Genomic DNA, 18,580 nt, shown 5'->3' on the forward strand with positions numbered 1-18,580 from the left:
TGCGGGTGGGAGGCTGGGAGGACCCATCACGTAAGACCGTCACAGTGAGGTGACCCCTTATGGCGGAACTGCCGGACTTCGTCTCCATCCGGGAGGTCGGGCCCCGCGACGGGCTCCAGAACGAGGACCCGATCCCGACCGACGCCAAGGTGCGCCTGCTCGACGCGCTCTCGGGCACCGGTGTGCGGCGGATCGAGGCGGTGTCGTTCGTGCACCCGAAGGCGATCCCGCAGATGGCCGACGCCGACGAGGTGTGGCAGCGGGCCACGAAGGCCGACGGGGTGCGCTACTCGGCGCTGGTCCCGAACACCCGCGGCGCGCAGCGCGCCCTGGCCGCCGGGTTCACCGAGATCGAGGTGGTGGTCTCGGCCAGCGACACGCACAACCGGCGCAACGTGAACCGCTCCACCGAGGAGTCGTTGGACGACATCGCCGAGCTGATCGACCTGCTGCACGGCGCCGGTGCGCAGGCCGAGGTGATCATCGCGACGAGCTTCGGCTGCCCGTACGAGGGGGACACCGACCCGGCCCGGGTGGCCGCCATCGTGGACCGGGTGGTCCGCGACGGCGCGGACCGGGTGGCGTTCGGCGACACCACCGGCATGGGCACCCCGCGCCGGGTCCGCGACCTGCTGACCGCGGTACGCGACCGCAACGCGCACATCCCCGTGCTGCTGCACTTCCACAACACCCGGGGCACCGCGCTGGCCAACATGCTGACCGCGCTGGAGCTGGGGGTCACCGAGTTCGACGCCAGCGTCGGCGGCCTCGGCGGCTGCCCGTACGCGCCGGGGGCCAGCGGCAACCTGGCCACCGAGGAGGCGGTGCACATGCTGCACGACATGGGCATCGACACCGGCATCGACCTGGACGCCCTGATCGAGGTGGCCGAACTGGCCGAGGAACTGGTCGGCAGGAAGCTCCCGTCCGGCGTCCTGCGCGCCGGCCCGCGTACCCGGCTCACGCCGCTGCCGGCCTGACCGGTCGACGGGGGGTGCGCGACGGCTCGCGTACCCCCCGCCGGGCCGGGTCCGGTCAGCGGACGAGCGCGCCCGATTCGGTGGGCAGGCCCGCGGCCACCCAGTCCTCGATGCCCTCGGCGTACTTGCGCACGTCGGTGTAGCCGAGCGCGGTGAGCCGGTCGGCCACCCGGCCGCTGTTCGGGCAGGACGGGTTCGAGCAGTAGGTGACGATGGTGGCGGCGCGGTCCGGCAGCAGCTCGCGGGCCCGCTCGGCCACGTCGGCCTCGACCAGCGGCAGCGCGCCCGGCAGGTGCTGCCGGGCGTAGTACTCGCCGCCGAGGGCGTCGACGACGGTGACGGTGCCGGCGTCGATGGCGGCCCTCAGGTCGTCCCGGGTGATCCGAATGGTCATGGCAACCTCCAGGTAAGTGGACTAGAGTCCGGTTATGCCTCGGAACGATAGCGGACCGCAGTCCGGTTATGCCACCCCGCCGGCCGAACTGCTCCAACTGCGCGCGGCACCGCCACGCGAACGGGCGGACGCGGCACGTAACCGTGCCGCGGTGCTGGCGGCGGCCGCATCCCTCTTCCGGGAGCGCGGGGTCGAGGCCGTGTCGATGGACGCCGTCGCCGCCGAGGCCGGTGTCGGCAAGGGCACCCTGTTCCGGCGGTTCGGCGACAAGGCCGGTCTCGCCACCGCGCTCCTCGACGAGCAGGAACGCGCACTCCAGGAGGCGATCCTGTTCGGCCCGCCGCCGCTCGGGCCGGGTCCGGCCGACGCGCCGGCGTCCGCCCGCGACCGGTTGTCCGCCTTCGTCGACGCCTACCTGGACTACCTGCTCGCGCATCTCGACCTGGTCCGGATGTCCGAGACGGCCGCGCCCGGCGCCCGCTACCGCATCGGTGCGTACCGGTTCTGGCACCAGCACGTGGCCCTGCTCCTCGCCGGCCGCCCGGACCCGGCCGCCGACGCGCACACCGCGCTGGCCGCCCTCGCCGCCGACCACGTCCGCGCCATCCACGCCGAACTCGGCCCGAACCGCCTCCGCACCTCCACCCGCAACCTGATCACCGCCCTCCTGCCCTGACCCGCCCTCCTACCCCGACCCGCCCTCCTGCCCCGACCCGCCCTCCTGCCCCGACCCGCCCTCCCTCCCGCCACCCCCGCGATCTTGCACCTTCGGCCCTTGTTCTGCCCCATTTGCGCCCTATGTCGGGGCCGGAACTGCAAGATCGCGAGGATGCCAGGAGGGGGCGGCGAGGGGGCGGCGAGGGGGCGGCGAGGGGGTGGGCGGGCGTGGGGTGGGGGGTGTGGTGGGGTCGCCGGGACGCCGCCCGATGCGCTAGCCTAACGATCGTTCAGGTTGGTCGGTCCGCCATTGGGCGGCCGACCCCGGGGGGCGAGGGAGTCGGCGTGACGCTCGACGGTGAGGCACTGGAGCAGCTGCGCAAGCGGGCCCGGGCCGGCGGTGCGGACAAGTACCACGCGGCGAACGCCGCCAAGGGCAAGCTCTTCGCGCGGGAGCGGGTGGCGCTCCTGGTCGACGAGGGCAGCTTCGTCGAGGACGGCCTCTACGCCAACGCGATGGCCGAGGGGCTGCCGGCCGACGGCGTGGTCACCGGCACCGCCACCATCGACGGCCGCCCGGTCTGCCTGATGGCCAACGACTCCACGGTGAAGGCCGGCAGCTGGGGCGCGCGTACCGTCGAGAAGATCATCCGGATCATCGAGCGGGCCTACTCGACCGGCGTGCCCATGGTCTACCTGGTCGACTCGGCCGGCGCCCGGATCACCGACCAGGTCGAGCTCTTCCCCGGCCGGCGCGGCGCCGGCAAGATCTTCTGGAACCAGGTGCGCGCCTCCGGCTCGATCCCGCAGGTCTGCGCGCTCTTCGGGCCGAGCGCCGCCGGCGGGGCGTACATCCCGGCGTTCTGCGACGTGGTGGCCATGGTGGACGGCAACGCCAGCATGTACCTCGGCTCCGACCGGATGGTCGAGATGGTCACCGGCGAGAAGACCACCCTGGAGGCGATGGGCGGGGCCAAGGTGCACTGCGCCGAGTCCGGCGTCGGGCACTTCCTCTGCAAGACCGAGGCCGACGCCCTCGACGTGGTGCGGCGCTACCTGTCGTACCTGCCGGCGAACTGGACGCAGGCCCCGCCCGCCGCGGAGGCCGTGCCCGCACCGGAGAAGGCGGACCTGGCCGCGCTGGTGCCGGCGAGCGAGCGGCAGGCGTTCGACATGCGGCGGTACGTCAAGGGCCTGCTCGACGAGGGCAGCTTCTTCGAGATCCAGGCGCTCTGGGCCAAGGAGCTGACCATCGGCTTCGGCCGGCTGAACGGCGAGGTCGTCGGCGTGGTCGGCAACAACTCGATGTTCAAGGGCGGCGTGCTCTTCGTCGACTCGGCCGACAAGGCGACCCGGTTCGTGCAGCTCTGCGACGCGTTCAACGTGCCGCTGCTCTTCCTGAGCGACGTGCCCGGCTTCATGGTCGGCAGCGCGGTGGAGAAGCAGGGCATCATCCGGCACGGCGCCAAGATGATCACCGCGATCTCCGAGGCCACCGTGCCGAAGATCTGCGTGGTGGTCCGCAAGGCGTACGGCGCCGGCCTCTACGCGATGGCCGGCCCGGGCTTCGAGCCGGACGCCACCATCGCGCTGCCCACCGCCAAGATCGCGGTGATGGGCGCCGAGGCGGCGGTGAACGCGGTCTACGCCAACAAGATCGCGGCGATCGAGGACGAGGCCGAGCGGGCCGCCTTCGTCACCGCCAAGCGCGAGGAGTACGAGCGGGACATCGACATCGTCCGGCTCGCCAGCGAGCTGGTGGTGGACGCGATCGTCGAGCCGCACGAGCTGCGCGCCGAACTGGTCCGCCGGTTCGCCGCGGCACGGCACAAGGAACGGCACTTCTCCCGGCGCCGGCACGGCGTCACCCCGGTCTGACCCCGTCGCCGGCCGCACCCGGCCGGCGCGGGCCCACCCGCACCAGCGACCCGCCCGCCGGCGTCACGAGCGCCCGGTGGCCCGTCACACAGGAGGATTCCATGGACTTCCGGCTCACCGAGGAGCAAGAGGCGCTGCGGGAGAGCGTGCGGGAATTCGCCCGCGAGGTGGTCGCCCCGGTCATCGCCGAGCACTACGAGAAGCACACCTTCCCGTACGAGGTGATCCGGCAGATGGGCAAGATGGGGCTCTTCGGGCTCCCCTTCCCCGAGGAGCACGGCGGGATGGGCGGCGACTACTTCGCCCTCTGCCTGGCCCTGGAGGAGCTGGCCCGGGTCGACTCCAGCGTGGCGATCACCTTGGAGGCGGCGGTCTCGCTGGGCGCCATGCCGATCTACCGGTTCGGTACCGACGAACAGCGGGCGCAGTGGCTGCCGAAGCTGCTCAGCGGCGAGGCGCTCGCCGGCTTCGGGCTCACCGAGCCGGGCTTCGGCTCGGACGCGGGCGGCACCCAGACCCGGGCCGTGCTGGACGAGGCGACCGACGAGTGGGTGATCAACGGCTCGAAGGCGTTCATCACCAACTCGGGCACCGACATCACCGCCCTGGTCACGGTCACCGCGGTCACCGGCACCCGGCCGGACGGCAGCAAGGAACTCTCCACCATCATCGTCCCGTCCGGGACGCCGGGCTTCACCGTCGCGCCCGGCTACTCCAAGGTCGGCTGGACCGCCTCGGACACCCACGAGCTGACCTTCGACGACTGCCGGGTGCCGGCGGCCAACCTGCTCGGTGCGCGCGGCCGGGGCTTCGCCCAGTTCCTGCGCATCCTCGACGAGGGTCGGATCGCCATCGCCGCGCTCGCCGTCGGCCTCGCCCAGGGCTGCGTCGACGAGTCGATCAAGTACGCCAAGGAGCGGCACGCCTTCGGCCAGCCGATCGGGAACTACCAGGCGATCCAGTTCAAGATCGCCGACATGGAGATGAAGGCGCACACCGCCCGGCTGGCGTACTACGACGCCGCCGCCCGGATGCTCGCCGGCGAGCCGTTCAAGCGGCAGGCGGCCATCGCCAAGCTGCACGCCAGCACTGTCGCGGTGGACAACGCCCGGGAGGCCACCCAGATCCACGGTGGCTACGGCTTCATGAACGAGTACCCGGTGGCCCGGTTCTGGCGCGACTCGAAGATCCTGGAGATCGGCGAGGGCACCTCCGAGGTGCAGCGCATGGTCATCTCCCGCGACCTCGGGCTCTGACCCGCGCCGAGGGCCGCTGCCGCCAGCGTCACGCCGCCACCCCCGGCCCGGCCGCCACCAGTTCCGCGCCGGGGGCGGCGGTGTGCCGGGACGTGCCGATGCCGGGCACGGCGGCTCGGGCTGTCGGATTTCGGCGCGGCGGCGTCGGCAGCCCGACGCTCCGCTGCCGGCGGTCGCACCCCATCCGTACGCTTCCAGCCGATGAACGCGGACCGTGATCCTGCGCCGAGCTCCGGCCGCCCCAGCCTGGCGGAACTGCTGCGCCGGCACCGGCTCGCCGCCGGCCTCACCCAGGCCGAGCTGGCCGCCCGGGCCGGCGTCGGTGTGCGTACCGTCCGTGACCTGGAGCGGGGCCGCTCGGCCCGGCCGCAGCGGACCACCGTGGAGCTGCTGGCCGGGGCGCTGACCCTGACCGGGCCGGCCCGCTCGGCGTTCCTCGCCGCCGCCCGCCCGGCGGTGCCGGCCGACCCGGCCGGGGTGTCCGCCGACGCCGAGCCCGCCGACGCCGCCGGCCCGAACGCCCTTCCGCCCCCGGTCGAGCTGATCGGGCGGGACCGTGACCTGGCCGAGCTGGCCGACCTGCTCGCCGACGAGCGTGGCCCGCGGCTGGTGAGCCTGGTCGGGCTGGCCGGCGTCGGCAAGACCGCGCTGGCCCTGGCGGCGGCCCACGCGGCGGCCGGCAGCCATCCCGCCGGCGTCGCCGGAGTGCTGATCGGGGAGGGCTCGGACGCGGGCGACGTGCTCGCCGCGTCGGTGGCCGTCTTCGGCGTCGCCCGGATGCCGGAACTCGCCGCCCGGCTCGACGGCCGGCCCGCCCTGCTGCTCATGGACGCGGTCGAGCGCGCGCCGGACGCGGTGGCCGAGGCGCTGCACCGGCTCGCCGCCGCCGTGCCGTCGTTGCGGGTGCTGGTCACCGGCCGGCACCCGGTGGGCGTCCCGGGCGAGCGGGTACGCCCGGTGTCGCCGCTCGACGTACCCCCGCCGGGCAGTGAGCGGGCCGGGCCCGCCGCGCTCGCCGGCTACCCGGCGGTGGCGCTCTTCACCGCCCGGCTGGCCCAGGTGCGACGCGAGCCGCCCCGCCCGATCGAGCTGCCGGCGCTGGCCGCGCTGGTCCGGCGGCTCGGCGGGTTGCCGCTGGCCATCGAACTGATGGCCGCCCGGGGCCGGATCCTCGACCTCAACGAGCTGCTCGACCGGTACGGCGACCGGGTCCTGGACCTGGCCACCGGGCCCGCGGGGCGGTCGGGCTGGGAGGTCGAGCCGGGCTGGCCGGAGGGCACCCGGGCGGCGGTGGCGATGACCCTGCGGGACGCGGTGGCGACCAGCTACCGGCTGCTCGCCGCGGACGAACGGGCGGCGCTGCGCCGGCTCGCCGTGTTCGGCAACCGGTGGTCGGTCGAGCTGGCCGAGGAGATGCTCGCCGACGAGGCAGACCGGGACGGCACGGTCGCCGTCGACCCGGTGCCGCTGCTCGACCGGCTGGTCGAGATCGGGCTGCTGAGCGTACGGGGCACCGGTTCGTTCCGGTTCCGGCTGCTCGACGCGGTCCGGGACTTCGCCATCGAGCAGGCCACCGGTTCCGGCGAGCTGACCGCGATCCGGCGCCGGCACGCCCAGGTGATCGCCCGGCTGGTGACCCGGACCGCACCGGACCTGGTCGGGGCGAACCTGCCGGCCGCCGTGCACCGGCTGGACGAGGTGAGTGGCGACATCAGCTCCGCGCTCGCGCACGCCGCCGTCGACGACCCGCTGACCGCGCTGCGCCTGGCCGCCGGGCTGACCCGGTGGTGGCGGTTCCGGGGGCGGGACGTCGCCGGGCGGCAGTGGCTGTGCCGGCTGCTCGCCGACCCGCGCACCGCCGACGCCGACCCGGTGCTGCGGGCGTGGGCGCTGCTCGGCGTGGCCCGGCTCGCCGCCGAGCACGGCGGCGGCGCCGAGGAGCTGCCGGCGGCCCGGGCCGCGCTGGCCGCGTTCCGCGACGTCGGCGACGTGACCGGGGAGTTGGAGGCGCGCACCGTGCTCTGCGCGCTGCTGATCGCCACCGGCGGGCACGACGAGGGCCGCGAGCAGACCGAGGCGGTGTTGAAGCTGGCCGCCCGCAACGGCCGGACCCGGGACATGGCGGTGGCCCAGAACAACCTCGCCTGGCACGAGATCCGGGTGGGTGACCTGCCCGCGGCCCGGCGCCGGCTGGCCGCAGTCGACCGGCTCGCCGCCCAGGCCGGGGAGCCCCGGCTGCGGGTGCTGGCCCGGGCCAACCTGGCCGAGGTGGCCCGCCTCGCCGGCCGGTACGCGGACGCGGTCGACCAGGGCCGTCAGGTGGTGGCGGCGCTGACCGGGCTGGGTGATCCGGGACACCGGCGCCGGGTGCTCGGCACGGTCGGCCTGGCGCTCGCCCAGGACGGCCGGTCGGCGGAGGCGGACGAGGTGCTCGCCGAGCTGCGCTCGGCCCCGGCGGCGGGCTGCGGCTCGGGGCCGCGGCCGGAGGACGGCATCTGCGCGTTGATCGAGGGGAACCTGGCCCTGCACCGGGGTGACCGCGAGCTGGCAGCGGAGTGGTTCGCCGCCGCGGCGGAGGCCGGGGTGGACGGCCAGGACCGGCGGGACGTGGTGGAGGCGCTGGTCGGGCTGGCCGCCAGCACGGCCGACCACAGCGTGCTCGACCGGCTCGACCGGGTCTGCCGGGAGAGCGGCATCCGACTGCTGCCGCAGGAGGAGGGGCTGCTCTACGCGCTGGCCGAGACGCGCAGCGGGGCGGCCGGGCCGGGCGGTGGGCCGGGTGCCGGGGACGAGCCCGTGGCGCGGGTGCCGCGGCAACGCGGGACCGGGGTGGCGCGGGCGAGGAAGCCCCCTGTTACCCCTCGCTCTTCGCCCGCGCCGTCACCCCCCGGTGGGTCCCCGTGGCAGGAAGATTAGCCACCGGGCCGAGGGACGCCCGTCCGGTTTGATCGACTATCTCCCGCTGCCGGCGGCAGTTCTGCCGGTCTTTCTGCCGGTGTCCGGTTCGGGGCCCGGCGGAGGTGCCGGTTCCGGCGGGCGGGCGGGCTCAGCAGCCGGTCGGCGCCGCCGCGGACTCCACCGGCAGCGTGGTGCTGCCGGCGGTGGCACCCGGGTGCACGGCGTCGCGTACCCGGCGCAGGCCGTCGAGCAGCGCGTCCAGCGCGGCCGGGTCGAGCTGGCCGGTGAACCACTGCTCGATGATGCGCAGGTGGCCGGGGAGCGTCTCGTCGAGCCGTTGCAGGCCGGCGGCGGTGACCACCGCGTACGAGCTGCGCCGGTCGGAGGGGCAGGCGCGCCGGGTGAGCAGGCCGTCGCGCTCCATCCGGTCCACCACCCGGGTGACTCCGCTGGTGGACAGGGAGGTCTGTGCGGCCAGGTCGGTCATCCGCAGTTGGTTGCCGGGTGAGCGGGCGAGCCGGGTCAGCACCTCGAACTCGACCGACGACAGGCCGTGCTCCTCGAACTGCGCGGAGAACCGGGCCGACAGCCCGGCATGCGCCTCGAAGAGCAGGCCGACGGCGGTGATCCGGGGGTCGTCGAACACGTTCTGGTTCACCCGTACATCCTAACAGTCCTTGACACGAGGAATATTGCTGCCGCTATAGTTGCTGAGGCAGTCGTTGGGCTACTAAACGATATCTCTCGGAGGGCAGTTTCCATGACCAGCAGCGTCGAACCGGTTACCCGCGACTGGGAGGGCCTCACCATCCCCACCGCCGGCACCTATGTGCTGGACGCGGCGCACAAGCGCGTCGGGTTCGTCGCCCGACACATGATGGTGAGCAAGGTACGCGGTGAGTTCGCCGACGCCGCCGCCACCATCACCGTCGCCGAGGACCCGATGCAGTCCTCGGTCACCGCCACCATCCAGGCGGCCAGCATCGACACCAAGCAGGCCGACCGGGACGCGCACCTGCGCAGCGCCGAGTTCCTCGAGGTGGAGAAGTTCCCCACCCTGGAGTTCCGCAGCACCGGCGTGAAGTCCCGCGACGGCAACGAGTTCGTCCTCCTCGGCGAGCTGACGGTCAAGGGCGTCACCCGGCAGGTCGAGCTGGAGGTCGAGTTCGAGGGTGTCGGCCGCAGCCCGTTCGGCCAGGACATCTTCGGCTTCTCCGCGAGCACCGAGATCGACCGCGAGGAGTTCGGCCTGACCTGGAACGTCGCCCTGGAGACCGGCGGCGTGCTGGTCGGCAAGAAGGTCAAGATCGAGATCGAGGGCGAGGCCGTCCGCCAGGCCTGATCCCCGGATCCGACGCACTCGGGCCCGTGCCGCACGCCGGCACGGGCCCGACGTCGTCCCTACCCCGGACCCGGCCCGCGGGGTTGGCCGGGACGGGTGCGATTTGTCACGGCTCGTTCCCCCGGCGGTGCGGTGGCCGGCCGGACCGGCTGGGTAGAGATGCCGGCGGGAGCGCGTTCGCACGGGTCGCGGTCGTCCCGGCCGGTGGGCCGCGGACCCGGCCTCTGGTCCGCCGCGATCAACGCTCTTAACGTGGATGGTTCACAATGCGTTTCCGGGACGGTACGCGTCCCGAGTGCGCCTCGCGCCGGGAGGACGACATGGGCAGGGACGTCGCGCAGGGCGCCTTCTCCCGGGAGGACCGGGTCCGCTACCGGCAGAAGGTCCGGCGCTGCCTGGACGTGTTCGCGCTGATGCTCGACGACTTCGGGTTCGACGCCGACCGGCCGATGACCGGCCTGGAGATCGAGCTCAACCTGGTCGACTCGGCCGCCGAGCCGGCGATGCGCAACGAGGAGATCCTCGCCGACATCGCCGATCCGCTCTTCCAGACCGAGCTGGGGCAGTTCAACCTGGAACTCAACGCGCTGCCCCGGCTGATCGAGGGCACCGGCTTCGTCGACTACGAGCACGAGCTGCGCGGCAGCCTCACCCGGGCCGACGAGCGGGCCGCCAAGTCGGACGCGAAGATCGTCCTGGTCGGCATCCTGCCCACCCTCACCGAGCGGCACCTGGTCGCCGACAACCTCTCCACCAACGAGCGCTACCGGGTGCTCAACGACCAGATCGTCGGCGCCCGCGGAGAGGACATCGAACTCGACATCCGGGGCGTCGAGCGGCTCCAGACGCACACCGACTCGATCGCCCCCGAGGCCGCCTGCACCAGCCTCCAGTTCCACCTCCAGGTCGCGCCGGACAGCTTCGCCGACTACTGGAACGCCTCCCAGGCGATCGCCGCGGCCCAGGTCGCCGTCGGCGCCAACTCGCCGTACCTCTACGGCCGGCAGCTCTGGGCCGAGACCCGGATCGCGCTGTTCCAGCAGGCCACCGACACCCGTCCGGACGAGCTGAAGGCGCAGGGCGTACGCCCCCGGGTCTGGTTCGGCGAACGGTGGATCACCTCGATCTTCGACCTCTTCGAGGAGAACGTCCGCTACTTCCCGCCGCTGCTGCCCATCTGCGAGGACGAGGACCCGGTCGAGGTGCTGCACGGCGGCGGCGTGCCGCAACTGGGTGAGCTGCGGCTGCACAACGGCACTGTCTACCGCTGGAACCGGCCGGTCTACGACATCATGGACGGCCGTCCGCACCTGCGGGTGGAGAACCGGGTGCTGCCGGCCGGGCCGACCGTGGTCGACATGCTGGCCAACGCGGCCTTCTACTTCGGGCTGGCCCGGGGGCTGGCCGAGGCGGACCGGCCGATCTGGAGCCAGCTCACCTTCAGCTCGGCCGAGGAGAACTTCCACGCCGCCGCGCGGCGCGGGATGGACGCCGTCCTGCACTGGCCGCGGCTGGGCGAGGTGCCGGTGACCAAGCTGGTCCTCGACGTGCTGCTGCCCCGGGCGGCGGCCGGACTGGACCGGTTCGGGGTGGCCCCGGCGGAGCGGGACCGGTTGCTCGGCATCATCGAGCAGCGCTGCCGTACCGGCCGCAACGGCGCGGTCTGGCAGACCGAGGCGGTCTGGGCCGCCGAGCGGCACCGGGGGATGGACCGCGACGCCGCCCTGCACCACATGGTCCAGCGCTACGCCGAACTCCAGCGCAGCAACGAGCCGGTGCACACCTGGCCGGTGGACTGACGGAGGCGGCGGCCGCCGCCGGTCGTCCCGTCGGGGATGGCCGTCAGCGGGGGCGTCGGGTCGACCGGGCGCGTCGCCCGGCCGGACCGTCGCCAGCCGCGGCGCCTTCCGGGTCGCCCGCCGGCGTCGCCGGATCAGTCCCCGTGGTTCCCGCGCCACCGGCCGGCTTCGAGGTGCCGGCCCGCTTCGCGTCGCCGGTCGGGGCGGCGGACGGGCCGCCGGCCGTGGCCGGCTCGGTGCCGGTGGCACCGGTAGTGGCCGGGTCGACGGCGGTGCCGCCCACGCTGGTCGGATCGGGGGCGCCGACGGTGGCCGGGTCGCCGACCGCGGGTGGGCGGACGGTCCTGCCGGCACGCTGCCGGGGCACCCGCGCCGTCCCGGATCCGACCGGATCCGTCGACCCCGGCTCGGCCGGTGTGGCCGGTGCCGGCTCGACGGCGGCCGGGGCGGTGGGCGCCGAACGGCGGGCGGCGCGCTGGGCGAGCGCGGCCACCAGCGCCGAACCGCCGACGCCGACGATCACCGCGTACGGGGCGATCAGGTGTGCCGACACCTGCTCCGGGCTGATCGCGGTCACCCGGGGCACCGCGAGGAAGTAGGCGACCGCGACGAGCAGCGGCCCGGCCGCGCCGGAGGCCACCGCGCCGACCCGGTGGTCGGGGTGCCGAGCGGCGCCCCGGGCCGCGAGCGCGCCGATGACCAGCGCGGAGCCCAACGACAGCACCGCGCCGGGCCAGTAGAGGTAGTCCCGGATCCAGTACCGGCCGTCGTCGGCGCTGAGCTGCCAGATGCCGAGTTGCGCGCTGGTCAGCCCGCGCCCGGCGAGCACGCCGTCGACCACGGCGACCACCGCGAGCAGCCAGAGCCAGGCGATGGTGGCGATGACGTTGGCGGCGGCGGCCCGGGAACGCAGCGCCCAGGTCGCGGTGAGGACGCCCACCAGCACCCCGACCGCCGCGTAGCCGGCGGCGACCTCCCGGGGCGAGGGGGTGTCCGCCACCTCCGCCATCCGGGCCGGTACGGCGACCAGCAGCACGGTGATCAGCGCGCCGGCACCGGCGGCGAGCGCCAGGAGGAGCAGCCGCAGCGGCCCGACCTGCTCCGGTCCGGCGTCGGGGTCGGCCGTGCCGGTGCCCGGCGTCGGGTCGGCGGCGGGCGAAGCGTCGCCGGGTCGGGGATCGACCGGCGGGCGGCTCGGCGTACCCCGGTCGCGCAGCCGCTGGGCGCAGACCGCACCGAAGACGGTCGACGTGGCGGCGATCCAGGTGGCCCAGACCAGACTGGCGACCCAGCTCGCCGGTCCGGCGCCGGGGTCGGCCGGTGCCCAGTTGATGATGCCCAGCCCGTAGCCGAAACCCAGTTGGGCGGCGCCCGCGCCGGCAGCCACGCCGATCGCGGTGGCGATCGATCCTCCCCAGCCCCGTCTGGCCATGCGGGGCAGCGTAACGTCCCGGGGTCGGCGCGGCGAGTGGTGCGGGCACGCCGGGGATCGGGACGCGGGGAACCGTACCGCCGGGTGGTCGCCCGATGACGGACGGCGACCACGGTGCCGCGCGGCGACCGCGCGGAACGGGCTTGGCGGCGCCGGGTACGGTCGCCGGGGATGAGGCGGTGGGCGGTATGACGGACGGGAACACGGGCCCGGGAACGGACGGCGCGCGGGCCGGGCGGGATCGGCTGACCCTGGTGCTCGGCGGCGGGCTGGCCGTCGCGCTGCTCGCCGCGATCGGCGCCACCGGCGGGTGGCTGCTCGCCGGGGAGGACACCGAACCCACCGGCCGGCCCGTCGCCGGCGCCAGCACCGGTGTGCCGACCGGCAGCCCGAGCGCCGCTCCGAGCCGTGCCGAGGTCACCCCGACCGCGCCCCGGTCGACGTCGCCGACCCGGTCCACCGGGCTGACCGTGCCGCCGCTGATCGGCACCGACTTCGTCGAGGCCCGCGACGAACTGCGGGAGCGGCGGCTGGGCTGGCGGCTGATCTTCGGCACCGGCACCGGGCGCAGCGTCACCCGTACCTCTCCCGCTGTCGGTGCGGAGGTGCGGCCGGGCACCACGGTGCACCTCTACGTCGCCGGTCCGGCGCCGGCCAGCACGGTGCCCGACGTGGTCGGTGAGGAGTGCGACGACGCGGCCGACGAACTGGTCGACGAGGGCTTCTACCCGCGGTACCGGTCTGGCCGGCGGGGCGTGGTCACCCGCCAGGAGCCGGCCGGCGACACCGCCGGTAACTGGAACGACCCGGTGGCCCTCTGGTGCGGGGTGGCGGCGCCCGGCTCGGTCACCGCGTCCCCGGTGCCGTGACGGGCGGGTCGGCACGCTGATCCCGGCCGATGGCCGCCCGGACCGCTAGGTTGACGGGCGAGGGCCAAGTCGCCCGTCCCGGCTCGGGGAGGACGTGCCATGAGCGAGCGTCAGCGAGCGAATCATCGGTACAGCGTGAAGGTGTCTCATGGCGGCACGCAGCGAAGCGGAGTGCCGGCATGAGCGAGCGTCGGCGAGCGAATCATCGGTACAGCGTGAGGGTGCCTCATGGCGGCACGCGGCGAAGCGGAGTGCCGGCATGAGCGACGAGCGCCAGGAGCCGCCCGCCGGGGAGCAGGACGACTCCACCCGGCCGCTGCCGCCGTCGGACGACCGGGCCGGCGGGCCGGAACCGGTCGACCGGACGCAGCGGCTGCCCGGCCCGGTGGACCGGACGGCGGCGCAGCCGCCCGAGCCGGCCGCGCCCGACCGGACCGCCCCGCTGCCGCCGACCGACCGTCCCGGCCCGGCGCCGTGGTCGGGCCGGGCCGAGGTGCCGCCACCGCGGCCGGCCGACTACCAGCCGGCTGGCGGCGAGTGGTACGCCGAGGACAGCGGCCGGCCCTGGTGGCTGCCCATCCTCTGGGGCGTGGTCGTGCTGCTGCTGCTCGCCCTGCTCGGTGCCGGGCTGTGGTTCGCGCTCCAGTCGGCGGACGACGGGACGGAACCCGGCCCGACCCCGTCGGTGTCACCGACCCGGACCGCGCCGACCACGCCCGCGCCGACCACCGCGGAGCCCACCACCGAGTCGCCGTCCGCACCGCCGACCAGTGAACCGGTCGAGGTGCCGGTGCCGCCGCTGGTCGGTCTGTCGCGGGAGGCGGCGGAGGCGATCCTGGACCGGCTCGGGTTGGAACACCGGGTCGAGTACCGGGCGTCGGACCAGCCGGCCGGCACGGTGATCGAGACCGACCCGGCGGCGGGCGAACGGGTGCCGGCCGACGAGGAGGTCACGTTGACCGTCTCCCGGGGCAGGCCGACGCCGACCGCGAGCCCCAGCGAGCCGACCACCGGACCCACCCCGACGGGCTGAGCCCATTCCGGCGGCGCGCCCGAGCCGAGCCGGCCCCAACCGACCCAGGGCCCGATCCGACCCCGGCCCGATCCGAGCCCCAGCCCAGCCCAGCCCGGCCCAGCCCAGCCCAGCCCGAGCCTGATCCGGCCCGGCGGACTGATCCGGCGCCGGGCGGCCCGGTCGGGGGACCGGTCACCACATTCGGCGTCTCGTCCCCACCAACCCCAGGCCGGCGAGCGAGATGGCCAGGCCGAGGACGCCCGACCAGAACAGCGAACGGCGGATGTCCTCCGGTGTGTGCCCGCCGGCCGCCGCCGGCTCCGCGCCCGGCGGTGCGGCGTCGACCGGCGCGCCGGCGTCGGGGGTCGGCTCGGTCGCCGGCGGGTCGGACTCGTAGAACGCGAACGGGTCGTACTCGTCGTGCGGTCGCGCCGACGGGTCCTCGCCGATCACGGTGATCTCGGGCGCCGGGACCGGATCGGTGAGTCGGGTGGACGACAGGGCGGGGTCGCGGACCACGACCACGAGCGTGGTCGCGGCGCCCAACAGCGCCAGGATTCCGAAGGCGTAGGCGATACGGGAGCGGTGGGGCCGCCGCGCGGCGGACTGATTGACCATGGCCATCCCAGGTTCGGGGTCCTGGACGCGCGGGGTGGAAACCTGCCGGGGTGGGCATACCGATTCTATGGCGGCGGCATGCCCCCCGGCGGCCGTTCGGAGCGGTCAGCCCACCCGGACCGGGGTCCGTACGACCGGCCGGCGGGCCGTCCGCACGGTGTGCGGGCGGGTTTCCGGGGCGGCCCGCAGATGGCGCAGCCCCTGCCGCTGTACGAAGATCGACCGCCGGTTGACCGCGTCCCCCGCCGCGTTCAACTCGTAGCCGTCGAGCCAGAGCCAACCGTCGTAGGTCGGCCAGTCGAGCACCCGGATCACCCGGAACATGATGGGCCTGAGGAACTGGACACTCGCCGCGCGAGTCACGTGCAGTACGTCACCGGAGCGGGGAAGCACATGGGCTCCTGGGGAGGGTTGGCCGGCGGACGGGCCGGCGGAGCTGGGCGGGGGAAGGTTTCCGGCCGGGCGACGGGGTCGTGCCCGGTGGGCCGGCGGGTGCGGGTGGTGGTGGTCGGGCGGCGCCCGCTGGTGGCGTGCCGCCACCCGACCAACACCCGATCGCTCCCGGGCACCGCTCCCGCCGCCGCAGTCTGCTGGCGTGCAGCGGCGGGGTCATCAGCCCGGGGCAGATCTTGTTGTCGCAGGTCGGGCACGATCACCGTCCGGTTTCCGGGCGCTGGTGGGGTCACCGCTCCGGGCGAGCGATCTTGACGGTGAGTGACCCGTGCCATACGGACAGAGTGCATCAGACACGTGCGACATGCAAGTTGCACGTCGACTTTTGCCGATACGCGAGCGGCTCGCGCATCGGGACGCTTGAAGCCGTCGCCGTCCAAACGGCACACTGGGGGCCGGTTTCGCCCGTCGCGGCCGGCCGACGACCGGCACCACCCCTGCCGCGAACGCCTCGCCCGCTGCCCCAGGGTCGCGCCCCGGCGGGCGGCGACAGCGGCGCGTCCACGCGGAGGTGTACCGGTGAGGGCCAGCGAGCGGTCCGGAACGGCAGCCGAGGTGCGATCGTGAGCGAGCGGCGCAGCCCGACGATCCGCCGGCGCCGGCTCGGCGCCGAATTGCGTCGGCAGCGGGAGGCGGCCGGGATCACCATCGAGGCCGTCGCGGAGCAGTTGGAGTGCTCGGCGTCGAAGATCTCCCGGATCGAGACCGGCCACACCACCGCCACCCCACGGGACGTGCGGGACATGCTCCGGATCTACGGCGTGGTCGGCGCGGAGAGCGACGAGCTGGTGCAGATCGCCCGGGAGGCCCGGCAGAAGGGCTGGTGGCACCCCTACAGCACGGTCCTGGTCGGGGCGTACGTCGGGCTGGAGGCGGCCGCCAGCTCGATCCGGGCGTACGAGCAGCAGGTGGTCCCCGGTCTGTTGGAGACCGAGGAGTACGCGAGTGCCATGATCCGCGCCGCTCGGCCGGACTTCACCGCCGAACAGGTCGCACAACGTGTCCGTGTCCGACTGGGTCGCCAGTCGTTGCTGACTCAGGATGATCCGGTCGATCTGTGGGTGGTGCTCGATGAGGCGGTGGTGAGCCGGCCGGTGGGCGGGGACGAAGTGATGCGTGGCCAGCTCAAGCGGCTGGTCGAGGTGGCCGAGTTGCCGAACGTGACGTTGCAGATCCTGCCGTTCGAGGTGGGGGCGCACGCCGGCATGGACGGCACCTTCACGATCCTCAGCTTCCCCGAGCCCGGTGATCCGGATGTCGTGTACGCGGAGAACGCCACGGGTGGGCTCTTCCTGGAGAAGAGTGACGAACTGCAGAAGTACAGCTTCATCTTCGATCACATCCGTGCGGCCGCCATTCGTCCGGAGGAGTCCATCGCACACATCGCGAAACTGGCAGAGGAGCCGTTGTGGAAATGGCGACCAAGGGGTTCCCCGTGGACCTGACGCAGGCAACGTGGTTCAAGAGCTCGAAGAGCGGCCCGAACTGTGACAACTGCGTGGAGGTGGCGTACGTGACCGGGGCGGTCGGGGTCCGGGACTCGAAGGACAAGACAGGTCCCGCCCTGGTCTTCGCCCCGGGCGACTGGCACGCCTTCGTCGATGGCGCCAAGCGCGGCGGCTTCGGCCGGGACTGACCACCGGGTGACACCGCGGCTGTCCCCGTCCGGTCCGCCGGACGGGGACCCGCCCGTGCCCCCGTGCCAGGCGGGACGGGGCCGCCGTCGCCCCGCCGTGCCCGCCGCCGCGGCGCCGCCCGGCGGCCCGGACGCGACCCCGGCGCCGGGATTCCCGTCGCCACATCGGTCCCGTCTCGTTGTACCCCTCGGTACGGCGCTGGTCGACAACCCGCCGCGGATCGACAACCGAGGCTAGGCAGGCGAGACGGATGACGACGATCGGTTCAGACAACCTCACCAACGGCCCGGGCAAACCGGAGCGGTTCGGTGGCAAGTACCGGGGGGCGCGCCGGGACACCGTGCTGACCGAGGTGGTGTCGACCGACACCGAGAACGTCGGCCGGGACGCCGCGCCCGCCGCACCCGAGCAGGCCGGACCGCCGCTCTCCCTGCCGTCGCTGGACCCGAACCCGTTGACCGAGCCCTCGTTCCCACCCGGCGGCTGGTCGATGGAGCCGAACGAGTCGCTGGCCGACCACCCGCTGCTGCGCGGCCTGCTGATGGAGTTGCCGCCGAAGGGCAGCGTGCCGCCGCCCGGTTGGCTGGACCGCTGGTTCGAGGCGACCCGGGCGATCCTGGAACTGCTATACGTGCAGGGGGCCGGCGGCCGCTCCCGCTGACACCGGCTCGGCCGGTTCGGCGAGCGTCATCCGCTCGACCGGCACCGCCCAGCGCACCGCCGCCGGCGGTTCCGCCGGCAGCGCCCGCTCGGCCAGGCGGTTGTGCCGCAGCGCGTGCCGGACCCCGAGCACGGCGACAGCGAGCGCGCCGACGGTGATCGCCGGACCGGTCACGCCAGGTTCGACGAGCAGGTCCGCGCCGCCGGCGGTGAGCAGCGCCGGCACCGTGGCGAGGCCGGTGACCTGCAACGGGAGCCCGATCATCGGATGCGCGGCGGCGGCCCGCAGGCCGTGCGGGGCGGGCGTGTCCGGCGCGTCGGCGAAGGCGCCCGCGCCGGCCCACAACCGGCGCAGCCGGCGTACGGCGAGCAGCGCGACCAGCGCGGCCGGTCCGGCCGCGAGGGCGAGGTTGCCGGCGGCCCGGTCCGCCATGGTGGCCCCGCCGCTGGACAGCCCGGCGGCCAGCACCGCCGCGGTCAGCCCCAGTCCGGTCAGGGTGAGGACGAGCGACCAGCCGGCCCGCCGGCGCAGGGCGTGGGCGTGGTCGATCCGGGGCAGCCCGTCCGCGACGTAGCCGGCGGCCAGCCAGACGGCGGCGACCGGCAGCAGCACGGCGAGATGGCTCTCCATGTCTCACAGCCTTGCCCGTTCGCGGGCCGGGCGAATCCGGGCCCGTCCCCCGTTCCGCCCG

Annotated in this window: 17 protein-coding genes and 1 pseudogene; 12 read left to right on the forward strand and 6 right to left on the reverse strand. The window is 74.5% G+C overall.

Translation table 11 applies throughout. The features are described 5' to 3' along the window. Positions 1-59: 59 nt before the first annotated feature. Positions 60-980: a hydroxymethylglutaryl-CoA lyase gene (locus SM577_RS22685; RefSeq protein WP_474587917.1), complete on the forward strand. Its 921-nt coding sequence runs from the start codon at positions 60-62 to the stop codon at positions 978-980. 55 nt (positions 981-1,035) lie between these two features. Here the strand turns inward: SM577_RS22685 and SM577_RS22690 are convergent, their stop codons facing one another. After that, complete coding sequence (locus SM577_RS22690; protein ID WP_302922419.1) at positions 1,036-1,374, reverse strand: rhodanese-like domain-containing protein; 339 nt, start codon at positions 1,372-1,374, stop codon at positions 1,036-1,038. A gap of 34 nt (positions 1,375-1,408) precedes the next feature. Between SM577_RS22690 and SM577_RS22695 the strand changes: the two genes are divergently transcribed. The 4 genes and pseudogenes from SM577_RS22695 to SM577_RS22710 form a co-directional block, all read left to right on the forward strand. Further along, positions 1,409-2,050 carry a TetR/AcrR family transcriptional regulator gene (locus SM577_RS22695; protein WP_474580151.1) on the forward strand — a complete coding sequence of 214 codons (642 nt, stop codon included), beginning with the start codon at positions 1,409-1,411 and terminating at the stop codon, positions 2,048-2,050. 326 nt (positions 2,051-2,376) lie between these two features. After that, positions 2,377-3,909, forward strand: a complete 1,533-nt coding sequence (locus SM577_RS22700; protein ID WP_088996743.1) for an acyl-CoA carboxylase subunit beta — start codon at positions 2,377-2,379, stop codon at positions 3,907-3,909. Positions 3,910-4,010: 101 nt separating this feature from the next. After that, entirely contained in the window at positions 4,011-5,165 is a 1,155-nt protein-coding gene (locus tag SM577_RS22705; RefSeq protein WP_302922416.1) for an acyl-CoA dehydrogenase family protein, read from the forward strand. Between the two features lie 201 nt (positions 5,166-5,366). Next, positions 5,367-7,901: pseudogene (locus tag SM577_RS22710) on the forward strand (ATP-binding protein); the annotation flags it as partial. A 310-nt stretch (positions 7,902-8,211) separates the two neighbouring features. Here the strand turns inward: SM577_RS22710 and SM577_RS22715 are convergent. Further along, a complete protein-coding gene (locus tag SM577_RS22715; protein ID WP_302922415.1) occupies positions 8,212-8,721 on the reverse strand; it encodes a MarR family winged helix-turn-helix transcriptional regulator in 510 nt (169 codons plus the stop codon). 102 nt (positions 8,722-8,823) lie between these two features. Between SM577_RS22715 and SM577_RS22720 the strand changes: the two genes are divergently transcribed. After that, positions 8,824-9,405 carry a YceI family protein gene (locus SM577_RS22720; protein WP_302922414.1) on the forward strand — a complete coding sequence of 194 codons (582 nt, stop codon included), beginning with the start codon at positions 8,824-8,826 and terminating at the stop codon, positions 9,403-9,405. Positions 9,406-9,725: 320 nt separating this feature from the next. Continuing rightward, positions 9,726-11,204, forward strand: coding sequence for a glutamate-cysteine ligase family protein (locus SM577_RS22725; RefSeq protein WP_474580149.1), 1,479 nt, complete (start codon positions 9,726-9,728; stop codon positions 11,202-11,204). A 43-nt stretch (positions 11,205-11,247) separates the two neighbouring features. Here the strand turns inward: SM577_RS22725 and SM577_RS22730 are convergent, their stop codons facing one another. Then, the gene (locus SM577_RS22730; RefSeq protein WP_474587918.1) at positions 11,248-12,636 is read right to left on the reverse strand and encodes a hypothetical protein; all 1,389 of its coding nucleotides are present in this window, start codon (positions 12,634-12,636) and stop codon (positions 11,248-11,250) included. Positions 12,637-12,824: 188 nt separating this feature from the next. Between SM577_RS22730 and SM577_RS22735 the strand changes: the two genes are divergently transcribed. Further along, a complete protein-coding gene (locus SM577_RS22735) occupies positions 12,825-13,505 on the forward strand; it encodes a PASTA domain-containing protein (RefSeq protein ID WP_474587919.1) in 681 nt (226 codons plus the stop codon). 259 nt (positions 13,506-13,764) lie between these two features. Further along, positions 13,765-14,538: a PASTA domain-containing protein gene (locus SM577_RS22740; protein WP_474587920.1), complete on the forward strand. Its 774-nt coding sequence runs from the start codon at positions 13,765-13,767 to the stop codon at positions 14,536-14,538. Positions 14,539-14,712: 174 nt separating this feature from the next. Here SM577_RS22740 and SM577_RS22745 read toward each other — a convergent pair whose 3' ends face one another. Both SM577_RS22745 and SM577_RS22750 read right to left on the reverse strand, forming a co-directional pair. Beyond that, entirely contained in the window at positions 14,713-15,144 is a 432-nt protein-coding gene (locus tag SM577_RS22745) for a hypothetical protein (protein ID WP_474587921.1), read from the reverse strand. 99 nt (positions 15,145-15,243) lie between these two features. Next, complete coding sequence (locus SM577_RS22750) at positions 15,244-15,531, reverse strand: hypothetical protein (protein ID WP_474587922.1); 288 nt, start codon at positions 15,529-15,531, stop codon at positions 15,244-15,246. A gap of 623 nt (positions 15,532-16,154) precedes the next feature. Between SM577_RS22750 and SM577_RS22755 the strand changes: the two genes are divergently transcribed. The 3 genes from SM577_RS22755 (at position 16,155) to SM577_RS22765 (ending at position 17,889) form a co-directional block, all read left to right on the forward strand. Next, the gene (locus SM577_RS22755) at positions 16,155-17,036 is read left to right on the forward strand and encodes a helix-turn-helix domain-containing protein (RefSeq protein ID WP_088996753.1); all 882 of its coding nucleotides are present in this window, start codon (positions 16,155-16,157) and stop codon (positions 17,034-17,036) included. After that, positions 17,006-17,227, forward strand: coding sequence for a DUF397 domain-containing protein (locus SM577_RS22760; RefSeq protein WP_088996754.1), 222 nt, complete (start codon positions 17,006-17,008; stop codon positions 17,225-17,227). Before SM577_RS22755 ends, SM577_RS22760 begins: the two co-directional genes overlap by 31 nt. A gap of 251 nt (positions 17,228-17,478) precedes the next feature. Further along, positions 17,479-17,889 (forward strand): hypothetical protein, encoded by a 411-nt coding sequence (locus SM577_RS22765; RefSeq protein ID WP_474587923.1) that lies wholly within the window; start codon positions 17,479-17,481, stop codon positions 17,887-17,889. Here the strand turns inward: SM577_RS22765 and SM577_RS22770 are convergent. Further along, entirely contained in the window at positions 17,854-18,519 is a 666-nt protein-coding gene (locus SM577_RS22770) for a hypothetical protein (RefSeq protein WP_474587924.1), read from the reverse strand. The two genes, SM577_RS22765 and SM577_RS22770, sit on opposite strands and share 36 nt — an antisense overlap. Between the last annotated feature and the right edge of the window lie 61 nt (positions 18,520-18,580).

The sequence above is a fragment of the Micromonospora desertarenae genome (assembly GCF_056150265.1).

Excerpts from the sequence above, each read along its gene's own strand:
- SM577_RS22770 (WP_474587924.1), bottom strand. The coding sequence starts at position 18,519 with ATGGAGAGCCATCTCGCCGTGCTGCTGCCGGTCGCCGCCGTCTGGCTG.
- SM577_RS22765 (WP_474587923.1), top strand. The coding sequence starts at position 17,479 with ATGACGACGATCGGTTCAGACAACCTCACCAACGGCCCGGGCAAACCG.
- SM577_RS22735 (WP_474587919.1), top strand. The coding sequence starts at position 12,825 with ATGACGGACGGGAACACGGGCCCGGGAACGGACGGCGCGCGGGCCGGG.
- SM577_RS22705 (WP_302922416.1), top strand. The coding sequence starts at position 4,011 with ATGGACTTCCGGCTCACCGAGGAGCAAGAGGCGCTGCGGGAGAGCGTG.
- SM577_RS22730 (WP_474587918.1), bottom strand. The coding sequence starts at position 12,636 with ATGGCCAGACGGGGCTGGGGAGGATCGATCGCCACCGCGATCGGCGTG.
- SM577_RS22690 (WP_302922419.1), bottom strand. The coding sequence starts at position 1,374 with ATGACCATTCGGATCACCCGGGACGACCTGAGGGCCGCCATCGACGCC.
- SM577_RS22760 (WP_088996754.1), top strand. The coding sequence starts at position 17,006 with ATGGCGACCAAGGGGTTCCCCGTGGACCTGACGCAGGCAACGTGGTTC.
- SM577_RS22695 (WP_474580151.1), top strand. The coding sequence starts at position 1,409 with ATGCCTCGGAACGATAGCGGACCGCAGTCCGGTTATGCCACCCCGCCG.
- SM577_RS22745 (WP_474587921.1), bottom strand. The coding sequence starts at position 15,144 with ATGGCCATGGTCAATCAGTCCGCCGCGCGGCGGCCCCACCGCTCCCGT.
- SM577_RS22740 (WP_474587920.1), top strand. The coding sequence starts at position 13,765 with ATGAGCGACGAGCGCCAGGAGCCGCCCGCCGGGGAGCAGGACGACTCC.
- SM577_RS22725 (WP_474580149.1), top strand. The coding sequence starts at position 9,726 with ATGGGCAGGGACGTCGCGCAGGGCGCCTTCTCCCGGGAGGACCGGGTC.
- SM577_RS22685 (WP_474587917.1), top strand. The coding sequence starts at position 60 with ATGGCGGAACTGCCGGACTTCGTCTCCATCCGGGAGGTCGGGCCCCGC.
- SM577_RS22720 (WP_302922414.1), top strand. The coding sequence starts at position 8,824 with ATGACCAGCAGCGTCGAACCGGTTACCCGCGACTGGGAGGGCCTCACC.